18 protein-coding genes and 1 tRNA gene are annotated in these 15939 nt (G+C 70.7%); 15 read left to right on the top strand and 4 right to left on the bottom strand.

The genetic code is table 11. From position 1 onward, the window contains the following. Positions 1-1089: 1089 nt before the first annotated feature. A tRNA-Gly gene (locus AB0H64_RS07275) sits at positions 1090-1160 on the bottom strand. Positions 1161-1326: 166 nt separating this feature from the next. On the opposite strand from AB0H64_RS07275, the gene dcd reads away from it, so the two are divergent. The 3 genes from dcd to AB0H64_RS07260 all read left to right on the top strand — a co-directional run bounded on the left by dcd (position 1327) and on the right by AB0H64_RS07260 (position 3737). Next, positions 1327-1902 carry a dCTP deaminase gene (dcd, locus tag AB0H64_RS07270; protein ID WP_357621075.1) on the top strand — a complete coding sequence of 192 codons (576 nt, stop codon included), beginning with the start codon at positions 1327-1329 and terminating at the stop codon, positions 1900-1902. Positions 1903-2110: 208 nt separating this feature from the next. Continuing rightward, positions 2111-2728, top strand: coding sequence for a DUF47 family protein (locus AB0H64_RS07265; protein WP_310706939.1), 618 nt, complete (start codon positions 2111-2113; stop codon positions 2726-2728). A gap of 4 nt (positions 2729-2732) precedes the next feature. After that, positions 2733-3737, top strand: coding sequence for an inorganic phosphate transporter (locus AB0H64_RS07260; protein ID WP_357621072.1), 1005 nt, complete (start codon positions 2733-2735; stop codon positions 3735-3737). Here AB0H64_RS07260 and mshD read toward each other — a convergent pair. Continuing rightward, positions 3703-4635 (bottom strand): mycothiol synthase, encoded by a 933-nt coding sequence (mshD, locus tag AB0H64_RS07255; RefSeq protein ID WP_357621070.1) that lies wholly within the window; start codon positions 4633-4635, stop codon positions 3703-3705. The genes AB0H64_RS07260 and mshD overlap by 35 nt on opposite strands. Positions 4636-4743: 108 nt before the next feature. Between mshD and AB0H64_RS07250 the strand changes: the two genes are divergently transcribed. Beyond that, on the top strand, positions 4744-6525 hold the full coding sequence (locus AB0H64_RS07250) for a bifunctional metallophosphatase/5'-nucleotidase (RefSeq protein ID WP_357621068.1): 1782 nt from the start codon (positions 4744-4746) through the stop codon (positions 6523-6525). A gap of 42 nt (positions 6526-6567) precedes the next feature. Here the strand turns inward: AB0H64_RS07250 and AB0H64_RS07245 are convergent, their stop codons facing one another. Then, positions 6568-7260, bottom strand: coding sequence for a response regulator transcription factor (locus AB0H64_RS07245; RefSeq protein ID WP_357621066.1), 693 nt, complete (start codon positions 7258-7260; stop codon positions 6568-6570). 175 nt (positions 7261-7435) lie between these two features. Here AB0H64_RS07245 and AB0H64_RS07240 point away from each other — a divergent pair, with 175 nt between their 5' ends. From AB0H64_RS07240 to AB0H64_RS07190, 11 genes are all read left to right on the top strand, one after another. Next, a complete protein-coding gene (locus AB0H64_RS07240; RefSeq protein WP_357621064.1) occupies positions 7436-7687 on the top strand; it encodes a MoaD/ThiS family protein in 252 nt (83 codons plus the stop codon). 86 nt (positions 7688-7773) lie between these two features. Beyond that, positions 7774-8448: a DUF2993 domain-containing protein gene (locus tag AB0H64_RS07235; protein WP_357621062.1), complete on the top strand. Its 675-nt coding sequence runs from the start codon at positions 7774-7776 to the stop codon at positions 8446-8448. Positions 8449-8597: 149 nt separating this feature from the next. Continuing rightward, complete coding sequence (locus tag AB0H64_RS07230; RefSeq protein WP_310706932.1) at positions 8598-9110, top strand: sigma-70 family RNA polymerase sigma factor; 513 nt, start codon at positions 8598-8600, stop codon at positions 9108-9110. Beyond that, positions 9110-9961 (top strand): zf-HC2 domain-containing protein, encoded by an 852-nt coding sequence (locus tag AB0H64_RS07225; protein ID WP_357622139.1) that lies wholly within the window; start codon positions 9110-9112, stop codon positions 9959-9961. The genes AB0H64_RS07230 and AB0H64_RS07225 overlap by 1 nt, the downstream gene beginning before the upstream one ends. 124 nt (positions 9962-10085) lie before the next feature. Beyond that, positions 10086-10463 carry a thioredoxin family protein gene (locus AB0H64_RS07220; RefSeq protein WP_357622136.1) on the top strand — a complete coding sequence of 126 codons (378 nt, stop codon included), beginning with the start codon at positions 10086-10088 and terminating at the stop codon, positions 10461-10463. 178 nt (positions 10464-10641) lie between these two features. Next, positions 10642-11055 carry a DUF4395 domain-containing protein gene (locus tag AB0H64_RS07215; protein ID WP_310706930.1) on the top strand — a complete coding sequence of 138 codons (414 nt, stop codon included), beginning with the start codon at positions 10642-10644 and terminating at the stop codon, positions 11053-11055. After that, the gene (locus AB0H64_RS07210; RefSeq protein ID WP_357621060.1) at positions 11052-11891 is read left to right on the top strand and encodes a sulfurtransferase; all 840 of its coding nucleotides are present in this window, start codon (positions 11052-11054) and stop codon (positions 11889-11891) included. Before AB0H64_RS07215 ends, AB0H64_RS07210 begins: the two co-directional genes overlap by 4 nt. Next, positions 11888-12190, top strand: a complete 303-nt coding sequence (locus tag AB0H64_RS07205) for a DUF1416 domain-containing protein (RefSeq protein WP_357621058.1) — start codon at positions 11888-11890, stop codon at positions 12188-12190. The genes AB0H64_RS07210 and AB0H64_RS07205 overlap by 4 nt, the downstream gene beginning before the upstream one ends. Before the next feature lie 160 nt (positions 12191-12350). After that, entirely contained in the window at positions 12351-12902 is a 552-nt protein-coding gene (locus AB0H64_RS07200; RefSeq protein WP_357621056.1) for a sigma-70 family RNA polymerase sigma factor, read from the top strand. Beyond that, on the top strand, positions 12899-13642 hold the full coding sequence (locus tag AB0H64_RS07195; RefSeq protein ID WP_357621053.1) for a methylated-DNA--[protein]-cysteine S-methyltransferase: 744 nt from the start codon (positions 12899-12901) through the stop codon (positions 13640-13642). Before AB0H64_RS07200 ends, AB0H64_RS07195 begins: the two co-directional genes overlap by 4 nt. A 49-nt stretch (positions 13643-13691) precedes the next feature. Next, positions 13692-14993 (top strand): hypothetical protein, encoded by a 1302-nt coding sequence (locus tag AB0H64_RS07190; protein ID WP_357621051.1) that lies wholly within the window; start codon positions 13692-13694, stop codon positions 14991-14993. A gap of 4 nt (positions 14994-14997) precedes the next feature. Here AB0H64_RS07190 and AB0H64_RS07185 read toward each other — a convergent pair whose 3' ends face one another. After that, positions 14998-15939 (bottom strand): hypothetical protein, encoded by a 942-nt coding sequence (locus AB0H64_RS07185; RefSeq protein WP_357621049.1) that lies wholly within the window; start codon positions 15937-15939, stop codon positions 14998-15000.

The following is a 15939-nucleotide window of genomic DNA, read 5'->3' as shown; positions in this document are numbered from 1 at the left end:
CGGATGAGGCACGACAACGTGTGTGCCGCGATGATCTATCAGCACGCCGTCCGGGCGCCGACAGAGCGATCACGGATGCGATCGACCGCCACATCAACAGGACCGATGACGAGGACAGAGACGGATCGGCGGATGTGCTGTCCGGTGGGCCAATTGCACGCCTGTTGCACGGAGGATGGAGAAGGCCCTGGAAACAATCAAGGCCCGGGTCGGGAATCTCTCCCTGGCCTGGGCCTTCGCTCGGAGAGCGGGTGACGGGAATCGAACCCGCCCTGTCAGCTTGGGAACTGCACCGATCACGGTCGACGTTGCAGGGCTCCGCTGGGTTGCGTCCACGGGAGTGGTGTAAGAATTTGACCTGGCCACAAGTGTGGCAGCCGTGAAAGAGAGACGGCCATCGCGTGATCCTTTGAGTGCTATCCGAGACCGGGTCGATGGTGGGCGGGATGAGCAGGCTTCCACCTCAGCCATCCACGGCCCTCGTAGACGGCGTGATGGTCATCCCGGAGCCAGAGTGCTCCCGCCGGAGGCCATAGCTGCGGCGGTCGGTTACTCGGGAAGGTCGAGTCCGTGTTGCTTGAGCGCCTTACGGGCGCGGCGTAGGCATTCTTCTGCGGAATCTGCATCGGTGCGAACCGACCAACTGTCGTCGTGCTGTGGCTCGCTGCTCGCGTGGAAGGTCCACGGGCGTATGCCGTCTCGGCCGGCATCTACTCGAAGGAGAGCGCTAACGTTGCGCTCCAGAAGCCACTCCAGCATGGCGGTCGCATCCATCCGAGCAGGCTACTCGGGCTTTGCTGGACGTTGGATCGCGGTGGCTGGTATCGCTCACGGCCCCGGCCGTTGCCGCCCGGGACCGGCCCCCAGGCCGCACGCCCGGGCGGCGGGCGGCAGAGGCCGTCGGCGGCGCGCAGCGCCGCCGCTTGATGGGGCGTGAACGAGCCCGCGACGGCGACGCACAGGACCCGCCCGGCGCGCTCGCCCCCATCGGCTAATGGCCCGCTAATGGCTCGACGACGTCAAAAGGCTCCTGACAAGATTAAAGCCCAAGTGCCGAATCCATCGGTCTGCCTGGGCCTTCTCGCGGAGAGCGGGTGACGGGAATCGAACCCGCGCTGTCAGCTTGGGAAGCTGATGTTCTGCCATTGAACTACACCCGCATCGGCCGAAGCCGCGGTCCCACTGTAGCGGAAACCCAGCCCACTTCAGCAAGCCCACACACGCCCGAAGCAAGCCCACACACGCCCGAAGCAACTCCGCCCACACCAGAACGGAACCAAGCCCGCCCACCGTATGAGCAAGCCCGCACACGGTAGGTTGCTCCACGTGCTGCTCTCTGACCGTGACATCCTGAACGAGATCGACTCGGGACGGCTGGCGCTCGAACCGTTCGATCGGGACATGATCCAGCCGTCGAGCATCGACGTGCGGCTCGATCGGTTCTTCCGGGTCTTCGAGAACCACAGGTACCCGCACATCGATCCCTCGACCGAGCAACCGGACCTGACGCGCATGGTGGAGCCGGACGGGGACGAGCCGTTCATCCTGCATCCCGGTGAGTTCGTGCTGGCTTCGACGTACGAGGTCATCACGCTCCCCAGCGACCTGGCGTCCAGGTTGGAGGGGAAGAGCTCGCTGGGGCGGCTGGGGCTGCTGACGCATTCGACGGCCGGGTTCATCGACCCGGGGTTCAGCGGGCATGTGACGCTGGAGCTGTCGAACGTGGCGACTCTGCCCATCAAGCTGTGGCCGGGGATGAAGATCGGGCAGCTCTGCGTGTTCCGGCTCAGCTCGCCGGCGGAGCATCCGTACGGTTCGGAGAAGTACGGGTCCCGGTACCAGGGACAGCGGGGGCCGACGCCGTCCAGGTCGTTCAAGGACTTCCACCGGACGCGGATCTGACCAGGCTGGCGGTACGGGAGGAAACTCACGAAGATGGTGACCGTACGGCAAACAAGTCCGCAGCGAGATGGCTCCCGGACCGACAGGTTCCCCGGTGTCGCAGAGCATACGGAGGGTAGCGACTAGGAGAAGGGGACATGAAGTTCGCATTTCGCCTGGTAAGCCGTACCCTCTTCCACGGACCATCCCCGCACATCTGGAGAACGACGTGCGCCTGCGTCTCACGCCACGTGAGGACAGCTACTACGACCTGTTCGCCGACTCGGCGAACAACCTGGTCACGGCCTCCCGCCTGCTGGTTGAGATCATCAGTGACGGGTCGGACAGGGAAGCCCTGGCCGAGAAGATGCGCGCCTGCGAGCACGCCGGCGACGACCGTACCCATGCGATCATGAACCGGCTCAATGAGAGCTTCATCACGCCGTTCGACCGCGAGGACATCTACCGCCTCGCCTCGAACCTCGACGACGTGATGGACGCCATGGAAGCGGCCTCCGACCTCATCGTCCTCTACCAGATCGACCACCTCCCCAAGGACGTCGTGCGCCAGGTCGAGGTGCTGGAGCGGGCGGCCGAGCTGACCGCCGAGGCGATGCCGCGCCTGCGGTCGATGAAGAACCTCAACGAGTACTGGATCGAGGTCAACCGCCTGGAGAACCAGGGTGACCAGGTCTACCGCCGGCTGCTGGCCAAGCTGTTCAGCGGCGAGTACGACGCGTTGACGGTCATGAAGATGAAGGAGGTCATCGACGCCCTGGAGGAGGCGGCCGACGCCTTCGAGCACGTGGCCAACACCGTCGAGTCGATCGCGGTCAAGGAAAGCTAGGCTCGTGGACCTCACGCTCGCCCTCGTCATCGGCGTGGTCGTCGTGGCGCTGGCCTTCGACTACACCAACGGCTTCCACGACGCGGCGAACGCCATCGCGACCTCGGTCTCGACCCGTGCCCTCACCCCCAGGGCGGCGCTGTTCATGGCCGCGGCGATGAACTTCATCGGCGCCCACCTCGGCACGCAGGTGGCCCAGACCGTCGGCAAGGGCATCATCGACGCGCCACAGGGCTCGCACGGGCTGGTCATCGTGGCGTCGGCCCTGGTCGGCGCGATCGCCTGGAACCTCATCACGTGGTACTTCGGCCTGCCCTCCTCCTCCAGCCACGCGCTGATCGGCGGCCTCGTGGGCTCGGCGCTGGCCTCGGCCAGCGTCGTCCACTGGGACGGCGTGGTGGTGAAGGTCGTCATCCCCATGATCCTGTCCCCGCTGCTCGGCTTCACGCTGGCGGCCGGGATCATGATCGGGATCTACTGGATCTTCCGGCACGCGCAGCCGGGCAAGACCAACCGCGGCTTCCGCTACTCCCAGACCGTCTCGGCCGCCGCCATGGCGCTCGGCCACGGCCTGCAGGACGCGCAGAAGACGATGGGCGTGATCTTCCTGGCGCTCGTGGTCGGCGGCTACGCCGGGGAGCAGGACCCCATCCCGCAGTGGGTCATCATCTCCGCGGCGAGCGCGATCTCCCTCGGCACGTACGCCGGAGGCTGGCGCATCATGCGCACGCTCGGCCGGCGCATCATCGCCCTCGACCCGCCGCAGGGCTTCGCGGCCGAGTCGGCGGCGGCGACGGTCCTCTACGTCGCGGCGATCGGGTTCGGCGCGCCCATCTCCACCACCCACACCATCACCAGCGCCATCATGGGCGTCGGCTCGACCAAGCGGCTGTCGGCCGTGCGGTGGGGCGTGGCGGGCAACATCGTGACCGGCTGGATCCTCACGATCCCGGCCGCGGCTCTGGTGGCCTGTCTCACCTACTTCGCGCTGCACTGGATGGTGGAGTAGCGGCGTACATGACGTCGGCGTCCCAGCGCGCGAACCCCAGCGCCTCGTACAGCCTGATCGCCGCAGCGTTCGTCCCGTCCACGTAGAGCATCGCCTGCGCGAGCCCGCGCGAGCGCAGGTGGCTCAGTCCGGCCAGCGTGAGCGCCTTGCCCAGGCCGGTGCCCTGCTGGGAGGGGTCGACGCCGACGACGTACACCTCGCCGAGCGGCTCGTGCCCGTGGTCGGAGGATCCGTGGATCTTCGTCCAGTGGAACCCCACGAGCCGCTCGCCCCGTACGGCCAGGAAGAACCCGGCGGGGTCGAACCACGGCTCCCGCTCACGCCTGAGCAGGTCGTCCAGGGTCCACGCGCCCTGCTCGGGGTGGTGGGCGAAGGCCGCGGCGTTGACCTTGAGCCACTCCTCCTCGTCCTGGCCGGGCGTGAACGCCCGCAGCCGTACCCCGTCGGGCAGCGTGTACGGCGCCAGCGGGGCGTACAGCGACCGGCGCATCTGCCACAGGGACCGCACCCGCCGGAGCCCCAGAGAGGCGGCGAGGGCCCCGGCCCCGTCGTGGTCGCCGTGCGCCCACAGCCGCAGCCGCCCGCCGGCCTCGTCCAGCACGGCCCGCAGCAGCCGCCGGCCGTGCCCCTGGCGCCGGTGCGCGGGATGGACGACGAGCTCCCCGCTCGGCCCCTCGACCTCGTCGGTGGGGTCCACGTGCGCGTACCCGGCCAGGACGTCGCCGGCGTACAGCAGCACCGACCGCGCGTGCGGATCGCCGCCGTAGCGCAGGTGGAGCATGACGTGCTCGTTCAGCGGGCGGACACCGTCGGCCTCCGTCGCCGCCTCGACGAGCGCGAGCACCTCGGTGATTTCCTGGTCAGTGAGCCGTTGCCGGACTTCCACGCGTGCCGTCACAGATCGAACTCTAGGCGTACGACTGGCAGAACACGCCATGTCACCGGCGGGTGAATCGTTACCTTTGCGACATTGGCCGCAAAGCTTCGCGCCGTAACGTCTTGGGCCATGACGTCTCGTTCCCTCCTCCGGCTCGCGGTGGCCGGAGCCGTCGCCACCGCCACGGCCCTGCTGGCCGCGGTCCCGGCGGACGCGAAGCAGGCCCCCCGGACGGTGCCCGTCCGCCTGCTCGCCCTCAACGACTTCCACGGCAACCTCGAACCCCCCACCGGCTCCTCCGGACGCATGGTCGACGAGACCGGCGCGACGGTGGAGGCCGGCGGAGCCGCCTACATCGCCACCCACATGAAGGCCCACGCCGACAGGAACACGATCGCCGTGGCGCAGGGCGACCTCATCGGCGCCACTCCGCTCATCTCCGCGGCCTACCACGACGAGCCGTCGGTCGAGTTCCTCGGCAAGCTCGGGCTGAAGGTCGCCGCGGTCGGCAACCACGAGTTCGACGAGGGCTACGGCGAGCTGCGCCGCATCATGAAGGGCGGCTGCCACCCGGTCGACGGCTGCTCGCCCGCCGGGGAGTGGAAGGGCGCCCAGTACGACTACGTGGGCGCGAACGTGCTCTTCAAGAACCCGGGGGAGAAGACCGACGCGCTGGCGGCGCTCGGCGACCAGCCCGCGGTGCAAAAGCTGCTGTCCGACTGGGGCGTCCCCGCGCTGCCGCCGGTCAGCGTCAAGTGGATGAACGGCGTGCCGGTCGGCTTCATCGGCCTGGTCACGCAGACCACGCCGGGCATCGTCACGGCCGAGGGCATCGAGGACCTCAAGTTCGTGGACGAGGTCAAGGCCGCGAACGTCGCCTCCAAGGTGCTCAAGCTCATCGGCGTCAAGGCCCAGGTCGTGCTCGTCCACGAGGGCGACCAGGTCAACGCCGGGCAGTCGCCCGACGCGTGCAGCGCCGTCCCGGGCGCCGGCAACCGCATCGCCACGCAGGTCGACCCCGAGATCGACGTGGTGCTCAGCGGCCACTCGCACCAGGCGTACCTGTGCAAGGTCAAGGACCCGGCCGGCCAGGACCGCCTCTACTCGCAGGGCGGCTCGTTCGGCCGCGTCATCACGCAGGTGGACCTGAACGTGGACGTCCGCACGCGGGACGTCGTGCGCTCCTCGGTCGTGGCGGACAACCACGTCGTGACGCGCACGGTCGAACCGGACCGGGAGATCTCGGACTTCGTGAAGACCTGGAAGGACCGGGTCGCGCCGGTCGCCAACAAGCCCGTGGGCCGCATCACGGCGGACATCACCAACACGGCCGCGCCGAGCGGGGAGACGCCCCTGGGCGACCTCATCGCCGACGCGCAGCTCGCCGCCACCAGGACCGGCGGCAACGCGCAGGTCGCGCTCATGAACCCGGGCGGCGTCCGCGCGTCCCTCACCTACGCGGGCTCGGCGGCCGGCGAGGGCGACGGCGTCGTGACGTACGGCGAGGCGTTCACCGTCCAGCCGTTCAACAACCTCATGCAGGTGGTCACGCTGACCGGCGCGCAGCTCAAGACGGTGCTGGAGCAGCAGTTCACCGGTGGGCCCAACAACCAGGCGTTCACCAAGATCCTGCAGCCCTCGGCGAACCTGACCTACGCCTACAGCACGTCGGCCCCGTGGGGCTCGAAGGTGTCGGACCTGCGCATCGACGGCGCCCCGGTCACGGACACGCAGCAGATCCGCGTCGCGGCCAACAACTTCCTGGTCGGCGGCGGTGACGCGTTCCTCGCCTTCAAGGACGGCACGGACCTCTGGAGCGGGCCGCTGGACATCGACGCGTTCGTCGACCACCTCGGCAAGGACAACCCGATCGCCCCGCCCGCCACCGGCCGCATCACGGTGACGAGCTGACCCACCGCTGAGGGGCCCGCTCCGGGCGGGCCCCTGTCGGGGTCAGACCTGGGCCGGGTCGGTACGGTCCGGGACGAAGCGGTAGCCGACGTTGCGGACCGTGCCGATCAGCGACTCGTACTCCGTGCCGAGCTTGGCCCGCAGCCGCCGCACGTGGACGTCGACCGTCCGCGTGCCGCCGAAGTAGTCGTACCCCCACACCTCCTGCAGCAGCTGCGCCCGGGTGAAGACCCGGCCGGGGTGCTGGGCGAGGTACTTGAGCAGCTCGAACTCCTTGAACGTCAGGTCGAGCACCCGCCCGCGCAGCCGGGCCGTGTAGGTGGCCTCGTCGATGGACAGGTCGCCGCTGCGGATCTCGTCGGGCACGTCCTCGCCGCCGGCCTGCGAGATGCGGCCGGTCGCCATGCGCAGCCGCGCCTCGACCTCGGCCGGTCCGGCGCTGTCGAGCAGTACGTCGTCGACGCCCCACTCGGCGGTCATCGCGGCGAGCCCGCCCTCGGTGACGACCACCAGGAGCGGGCAGTCGATGCCCGTGGTGCGGATGAGCCGGCACAGGCTCTTGGCGTGGGCGAGCTCCTTGCGGGCGTCCACGAGCACGGCGTCGACCGGTGGCGCGTCGATGAGGGCGGACGCCTCCGCGGGGGAGACGCGGACCGAGTGGAGCAGCAGCCCCAGCGCTGGCAGCACCTCGGAGGACGGCTCGAGGGCGTTGGTCAGCAGGAGCAGGTTGCTCATTTCGGCCTCCTCAAACACGCAAGGACCCGGGGGCTACATCGCCCAGGTCCTGTAGGGGAGGATAACCCACGCGAATGTCGCGTCCATTGGGCGTCCATCAGATGAACAGCGTTTTACCAGCGACGACGGTGTTAAGGATGTCGCACAATGGCAGAGCTACGACTATGAGGTTGCCATGGCCACTGGAAAAGTGCGGTATTGGGCCGCGGCGAAGGAAGCGGCGGGTGTCGCCGAGGAGCCGTTCGAGGCGGCGACACTCGGCGAACTCATGACGAACATCACACGAGATCGCGCCGAGCTCGCCCGGGTGGTGAGCCGTTCCTCCTTCCTCGTGGACGGCTCCCCGGTCGGCAAGCGCCCGCATGACGCCGTGGTCCTCGGAGACGGGGCGACGGTCGAGGTGCTGCCGCCGTTCGCGGGCGGATGACGACGACGCGGTGAGCGCGGGGCCCGGCGGGGAAGGGGCATTGCAGTCGATAAGCTCATGATCCGTGGCCTGAGACAGGGAGCCCGATGCGCAAGCTGCTCGTTTTCCTGATCGTGCTGGGAGTCCTCCTCGCCGTCGTCGACCGGGTGGCGGTCGCGGGCGTGGAGCGGGACCTGTCCAACCGGATCGCGGCCTCCGCCGACCTGGACCGGCAGCCTGAGGTGTCGATCGAGGGCATCCCGTTCCTCACGCAGGCCGTCTCCGGCCGCTACCCGGAGGTGCGCTTCGATCTGGGCACGCTCACCTACGGCGGCGTCCCGGTGAAGAACCTCCAGGGCGTCGCCTACGACGTGACGGCGCCGCTCGCCGACGTGATCCAGAACCGGGCAGACGTCAGGGCCGGGCGGCTGACCGTCCGCGGCACCCTGACCAGGGCGACGATCGACAAGTACGCGCCGCAGGGCGTCAAGATCAGCGGGAACGGCTCGCGGCTCGTCGCCTCGGGTGAGGTGGCGGTGGGCGTGACCAAGGTCAAGTTCGACGCCGAGATGCAGGTCGAGGTGGCCGACGGCGGCATCCGGCTGCGGGCCCAGAAGATCGAGGGGGTGCCCGACTCGCTCGCCAAGCTGGTCAGCTACACGATCCCGTTCAAGGGCGATCTGCCGTTCGACGTGAAGGTGACGGGGGTGCGCAATGTGGCGGACGGGCTGGAGTTCTCGGCAGAGGCGAGGGACGTGCCGCTCAGTGGCCGGCGGCTGTGACCCGGCTCCGGCGCCCGGCGGGCTGACCGCCGGGGGAGCCGCCTCCGGGAGAGGGCCCGGTGGACGGCTCCTCGCGGGATGACGACGCGGCGCGTGACGGATTTCCGCGCGGCGTTGAACCGGCCCGGCCGCCCGTACGTGATGAGGGCGTGAGTCCAGCAGGCACCGCCGACGAGGAGCTCGTGCGGACCCTTTTCGACGAGCACGCCGGGCCGCTCTACGGTTACGTGCTGCGACTGACCGGCGACGCCGGACGGGCGGAGGATGTGGTGCAGGAGACGCTGCTGAGGGCGTGGCGACACCCCGACGCGCTGACCGACCGGCCCATCCGCGCCTGGCTGTTCACCGTCGCCCGCAACCTCGTGGTCGACCAGCATCGCGCGCGCCGGTCGCGCCCGCAGGAGACCGGCGACGAGGCGCTGGCCGTCGTCCCCGCGGACGACGAGCTGGAGCGGGCGGTCGAGTCGTGGGCCGTGGCGGAGGCGCTCGCCGCGCTGCGGCCGGAGCACCGCGAGGTGCTGTTGGAGGTCTACTACCGGGGGCGATCGGTGAAGGAGGCGTCGGCCACGCTGGGCATACCGCCCGGCACGGTCAAGTCGCGCACCTACTACGCGCTGCGGGCGCTGAAGCTCGCCCTGGAGGAGCGGGGGCTGGCGCCGTGATGACGTGCGAGGAGGTGCGGATCGCGCTGGGCGCCCATGCCCTGGGCGCGCTGGAGCCGGACGAGGCGCTGGAGGTCGACACCCACCTTGCGGGCTGCGAGGCGTGCGGCGCCGAGCTGGTGGAGCTGCAGGGCGTGTCGGCGTTCCTGGAGAAGGTGTCCGAGCGTGACGTGCAGCTGGTGACCAGCCCGCCGCGCCAGGTGCTCGATCGGCTGCTGAACGCGCGCGTCAAGCGCCGCCGCAGAGGGCGGATGCTGATGGTGGTGGCCGCCTCCGCGGCGGCGATCGTCGCGGGCGGCGGCGTGTGGACGGCCGCCGTGAACCAGCCGGACATGACGACGTCGTCGGCCCCGGCGGCGTCCCGGCCCGAAGAGGGCGCGTCGAAGGCTCGTGACGCCGCCCCCTCGGCGAGCACCGCGCCGCGCGCGAAGGCGACCGAGGGGCCGCGGGCCAAGGCGCGGGACGACCAGCCGAGGGTGCTGGCCGAGACCCGTCAGGACGCGAGCGGGTCACCGAAGCCGGACCGCCGGTCCGCCGCCGAGCAGGAGTTCTCCGGACAGAACGGGTACACCGACGCCTACGCGAGCGTGGCGGCGTTCCCCGGCACACACGGGACGGGGATCTCCGTGCGCGTGTCCGGGGTGCCGACCGGCACGACGTGCCGGCTCGTCGTGGTCGGCCGCGACGGACGGCGCGACGTCACGGACAGCTGGACGGTCAACCGGGCGAGCTACCAGGGCAAGCCGGCCTTCGCCGGCCAGACGCGGATCTCGATGGGCGACATCGCGCGGTTCGACGTGGTGGACGTCTCCTCGAACCGGGTCCTGGTCACCGTCGAGGTCCCGCGCTGAGACGGCCGGAAGGAATCCGGGGCCGCCGTGGTTGCACCTGGCGATGACAGGCGTGTGGGTGGTGCTGGCCGTGCTGGCGCTCGGTACGGGAATCGGGGTGGTACGGCTGCGCCGCGACGGACGCATGCGCGACAGGGCCGGCGACCGGCTCACCGCCGACGTGCTGGGAGCGCCCCTGGGGCCGAGGGCGACGCTCGTGCAGTTCTCCACCGCGTTCTGCCAGCCGTGCCGCGCGACGCGGCGGGTCCTGGCGGACGTGAGCGCGCTCGTGCCGGGGGTCGCGCACGTCGAGATCGACGCGGAGTCACGCCTGGACCTGGTGCGGGAGCTGGACATCCTGCGCACGCCGACGGTCCTCGTCCTCGGCCCGTCGGGCGACATCGTGAAGAGGGCCTCCGGCCAGCCGCGCAAGGCCGACGTGCTGGCCGCCCTCGCCGTCGCCGTGCCACCGGGCGAAACGCGCTCCGAGGCGCCGTCGTCTCAGGAATCGGACGAGATGTGACAGATGGCGAGACGACGAGTAGTGTCGTCGGCATGAACCTTTCGACAGAGCTGCTGACGAAGCGGCGGGCAGTTGATTTCTGCCGCGTCGCGACCGCGCTCTGTCGCGCTGCCTGAGGACGGTCTCGCGCGGACTTCCGATCCGCCCCAACCCGACCCCCTTCAGGGAGCATCTCTCGATGCGTGCCGACCCTAGAGCGCTGCGCTTCGGCGCGGCCGTCACCACCCTGGTCCTCGCTCTCGTCCTCGTGACGGGAAGCGCCTGGCTGCTCGCCGCGCAAGCGGTGGTGTTCGCGCTGGGTGTGGCCGGTCGCTCGCCGTACGGGATGGTCTTCCGGGCGCTCGTCAGGAGCGCGCCGAAGGTGACGGAGGACGCCCGCCCGCCGCGTTTCGCGCAGGGGGTGGGGCTCGTCTTCGCGGTCGCGGGACTGGCCGGACTTCTCGCCGGGATCACGCCGCTGGCCCTCGGGGCCACGGCAGCGGCTCTCCTCGCCGCATTCCTCAACGCAGCCTTCGGACTCTGTCTCGGCTGCGAAACGTACCTGCTGATTCGCCGTCTATCGCCCGCCGCCACATGGGAGGTTCACCAATGAGCCGCGCCGCCGTTCTGGTGGATGCCGACTGGGTCGAGGCCAACCTCGACACGCCAGGTGTCGTTCTCGTCGAAGTCGACGAGGACACCAGCGCCTACGACAAGGGCCACATCCGTGGCGCTGTCAAGATCGACTGGAGGCAGGACCTCCAGGACCCCGTCCGCCGTGACTTCGTCGACAAGACCGGGTTCGAGACGCTGCTGTCCGAGCGTGGCATCTCCAACGACGACACCGTCGTGCTCTACGGCGGCAACAACAACTGGTTCGCGTCCTACGCCTACTGGTACTTCAAGCTCTACGGCCACGACAACGTCAAGCTGCTCGACGGCGGCCGCAAGAAGTGGGAGCTCGACTCCCGCGAGCTGGTCAAGGACGTCCCGCAGCGGGACAGGACGCAGTACGTCGCCCAGGAGCAGGACCCCGCGATCCGCGCCTTCCGCGACGACGTCGTCTCGGCCATCGGCAAGCTCAACCTGGTCGACGTCCGCTCGCCCGACGAGTTCACCGGCAAGCTGCTCGCGCCCGCCCACCTGCCGCAGGAGCAGGCGCAGCGCGGCGGCCACGTGCCGACCGCCCGCAACATCCCGTGGTCCAAGGCGGCCAACGACGACGGCACGTTCAAGGCCGACGACGACCTGCGCACCCTCTACCAGGAGGCCGGCGTCGACTTCGGCAAGGACACCATCGCCTACTGCCGCATCGGTGAGCGCTCGGCGCACACGTGGTTCGTGCTGCACGAGCTGCTCGACCAGGCCAACGTCAAGAACTACGACGGTTCGTGGACCGAGTACGGCTCGCTCGTGGGCGTGCCGATCGAGCTGGGGGAGGCCCGATGACCACCGCGCAGGGATGCGGAGCCCCGGAGCAGACGATCGCTCTGCCCGCCGGCATCGACCTGTCCAACCAGGCTGTGATCCAGGGTGTGGTCACGGGCGTCGGCACGGCCTACGCCCGGCTGCTCGACCACTCCGGCGAGTTCACGGGTGAGGTCGTCGTGTCCGACGACGGCGTCTTCCGGTTCTTCGCCGCACCGGGCGACTGGACCGTGCGCATCATCGCGGGCGGCGGCGTCACCCGCGACGTCCAGGTGGAGGCCAAGCTGGGCGAGGTCTCCCAGCTCGCCGTCGCCGTCTGAGCCCTTGACCGCAGTCTGATCTCTTGAACGCCGTCTGAGCTCGTCGAACGAAGGACCCGCGCCGGCACCGGCGCGGGTCCTTTCGCCTCTCGTGGCGGAATCACGGGGCTCCGGGTGCCACCGAACGGCCCGTGGCGGTGTTCGTGTAGATGTGAGTCATATGGACTGTCTCGACCCGGTGCAGAAGGCGCTGCTCGACGACCTCGACGCGGGCTTCGCCGAGCTGTACGGCGCCTACCGCGACGTCGTCTTCTCGACGGCGCTGCGGCTGAGCGGGCGCTGGGCCGACGCCGAGGACCTCACGGCCGAGACGTTCCTGCGCGCGTACCGGGCGCTGGCCGGCTACGACCGGGAGCGCGTCGCGGCACTGCGGACGCGCCCCTGGCTGCTGACCATTCTCATGAACATCTGGCGCAACTGTGCCCGCGCCAAGTCCCGCAAGCCGCCACCCGATCTCCGTGAGGAGCCCGTCGACGCCGTCGATCCCCGTGAGGGCGTCGAGGACGCGGCGGTGCGCCGCGAGACCGGCGAGGAGCTGGCGGGGCTGCTCGCGCTGCTGCCGGACGAGCAGCGCGCCGCGGTGGTGCTCCGGCACGTCGCCGACCTGCCGGTCAGCGAGATCGCCACGGTGCTGCGGATCCCGCAGGGCACGGTCAAGTCACACGTGTCGCGTGGGCTGAAGCGGCTGCGCGCGCTAGGAGGTGCCCGATGAACCACGATCCCCTGCTCGACAGGCTCGCCGGCCTGGCCGTGGAGGCGCCCGCAGGGCTGCTCGACCGGATCGCGGCGCGCTGGACGGTGCTGCCGAGCCCGATCGGGGAGCTGTCCGTGGCCTGGACCGGGCAGGGCGTGGCCTATGTGCACCACGGCGACGGGTTCGCCGCGGCCTTCCGGTCACGGTTCGGCCGGCCGCTAGTGGCCGCCACGAGGCCGCCGGCGGGGCTGAGGCCCGCGCTGCGCACCGGGAGACTGTCGGGGCTGTCGCTCGACCTGGGAGAGCTGGGCGGCTTCCAGAGGGACGTGCTGCGGGCCGTCCAGGAGATCCCGCGCGGCGAGGTCAGGCCGTACGCGTGGATCGCGGCCCGCGCCGGCCGGCCTGGGGCGGTGCGCGCGGTCGGCACGGCGCTCGCCCGCAACCCCGTGCCGCTGCTCATCCCCTGCCACCGGGTGACGCGCTCGGACGGGGTCGTGGGCGAGTACGTCTTCGGTGCGGCGGCCAAGGAGCGGCTGCTGCTGGCCGAGGGCGTGGACCTCGGGCGGCTCGGCGGGCTGGCCAAGGAGCGGGTGTTCTATCTGGCCAGTGACACCACGGGCGTGGTGTGCTTCCCGACCTGCCACAACGCCCGGCGCATCACGCCCGCGCACCGGCACGGCTTCCGCACCCTCGACGCGGCCCGCACGGCCGGCTACCGCCCGTGCCGCACGTGCCGTCCGGACGCCATGGCCGGCTGAGCGCGGGCTGGGGCTGCGGCGAAAGGGGCAGGCCGCTACGATTCACCAGATGTCAGGTTCGTCTGGTGTGGCGGCACCGCCCCGACCTGCGCCCTCACCGGCCCGGAAGCTGCCGTCGCCGTTCTCGCTGCCCGTGCACGCTCTTCGCCTGCTCGGGCGCTGCGTGCTGCCGCTCGTGCTGTGGTTCGCGGCGGGGGAGGCCGTCCGCTTCGCGCTGCTGTACGGCGCCACCGAGGTGGCCTACGGCGACTTCCGGCAGGTCCGGCTGGTGGCCACGATCACGCTGCTCACCCTGGTCGTCCTGGCGGCGCTGACCGTGGTCACGGGCATGCTGCACACCCTGCGCGGCGCCCTGTGGGAGATGCGCGCACGGACCGCCGAGGGCGCGAAGGACGAGCGGTTCTTCACGGCCCTGGACCGGGTCGCCCCCGCCTTCGCCGTGCTCTACATGGCCTGGGGCTTCCAGACTGAGGACGCCCGCGACCTCCAGCAGATGGACCTGTTCCACCACTTCTTCGACCTGACCGACGCCGCGTTCTTCGGCGAGAAGTCGACCGTCGGCCGCAGCCTCACCGACCTCGACTGGCGGGTGTCGGTCGGCACGATGGTGGTCGCGTTCGGGCTGAAGACGCTGTTCGCCCGGCTGGTGGAGAGGGGCGGCGGGCGTTTCTACGGCTTCGCCGCCGCGTTCTCCGAGTTCGCGTTCGTCTTCTACGGGCTCAACGCCACCGTGGCAGTCGCGGACGCGCGGTCGGAGTGGGTGGACCACCGCACCGTGGTCGTCGGCACCGAGAGCCTCTGGACGAAGGCGCAGGACGCCGTGCCCGTCCTGAAGGCCGTCACGACCTGGTTCGGCGAGGTGTGGCCCTTCTTCCTCGACTCCATCGCCATCCCGCTGGCCTGGCTGACCGTGGCGATGCTGGTGTTCGGCGCGTACGCCGACGACACCCGCACCATGGTCAGGGGCACCCGGTTCGAGCGCGGCATCGACCGCCTGGAGAGCAGCCACGACCTGACGAAGCGGTCGTTCGAGCGGGTCACCGGCGGGTTCCAGGAGCGCTGGGTGCCGCTGGTCAACTCCCTGCGGCTGGTGATCAAGGGCGGGGCGCCGCTGTTCGGCATGATGTGCCTGTGCTACGTGGCCGTCGCGGTGGGCTCGCAGTACGCCGACCGCGCGGTCCGCACGCTCGTCGGGTCGGAGGTGGAGTGGGCGTGGTTCTACCTGGAGCCGCCGCTCTCCTTCGGCCGCGACCTGCTGGTGACCGTGGTCACCATGGCGCTGCTGGCCGCCACCTTCGACCTCGCCGCCACCCGGGCCCGCCTGCGCGGCGAGGCGTTCTCGACGGAGTGAGCCGCTAGCGCCGGAACCTCAGCACGTCCACGTCCGGCTTGGCCGTCCCCCGCTTGAACAGGTCCTTGGTCGGCGTGTCGGAGCGGTAGCCGCTGGGCCGGAACGACAGCTCCACCTCGCCGGCCACCCCGTGGGGCACCACGGCGAGCCCCTCCAGCGCGTACTCCTTGCCGACCTCCAGCCGGTCGGTCGGCCGGTCGCCCGCCGCGAGCTCCACGACCCAGGTGCGGCCCGCGCGGTCCTGGAGCCGTACCTCGTCCGGCTTGGCGGTCATGGTGGCGCTGCCGGGGTCCACGACCTTCTCCGAGATGTCCACCTTGAGCCAGGCGACGCTGTCGCCGTGCTTGCTGCCGGGCGGGGCCTCGGTGGGGGCGAGCGACGCCTTCCACTCGATGCCGTACACGGTGCCGGCCTGTCCGGGCGCCACCTGCACGAGGCGTGTCTCCTTGGAGGCGACCTTCTCGTAGAACAGGTAGCCGTCGTACGTGGTCGCGCCCACGGCCACGGCGACGCTCACCAGCGCGCCGGCGGCCACCAGCAGGAGCCGGCCGCGCCTTCGGGGGCGCGGCGGGGCCTGCTGCGGCGGGGCCTGCTGTGGCGGGGCCTCCTCGGGCGGCGCCGCAGGGAGCCGGGGCGGGGAAGGAGGCGGGAGGGGAAGGCTGTCCGGTACGGCCGGCAGCGGCTGGGTGACCCCCTCGACGGGCTCGGGCGGCACCGGCGGCCACACCTGCCGGTCGGGCCAGATCCGCGACTGCGCCCCGGGCCTCGGCCGCGCGGGCCGCAGCCCGCCTCCCTGACCGGGCGGGGCGGGGCGCGGCGGCATCCCCTGAGGTGGCATGCCCTGGGGCGGCGTTCCCTGAGGCGGGGGTCCCTGGCCGTTGCGGGCCGCCCCGTTGGCGGGGCGGGGGTTGCGGGGCGCGAACCAGTCGCGGTCGTCGGCGCTCAT

The sequence above is a fragment of the Nonomuraea sp. NPDC050733 genome, assembly GCF_040654215.1.
In the GTDB taxonomy this organism is placed as follows: Bacteria; Actinomycetota; Actinomycetes; order Streptosporangiales; family Streptosporangiaceae; genus Nonomuraea.
The sequence above is the reverse complement of the archived record's forward strand: the minus strand, read 5'-3'. Positions and strand labels throughout refer to the sequence as shown.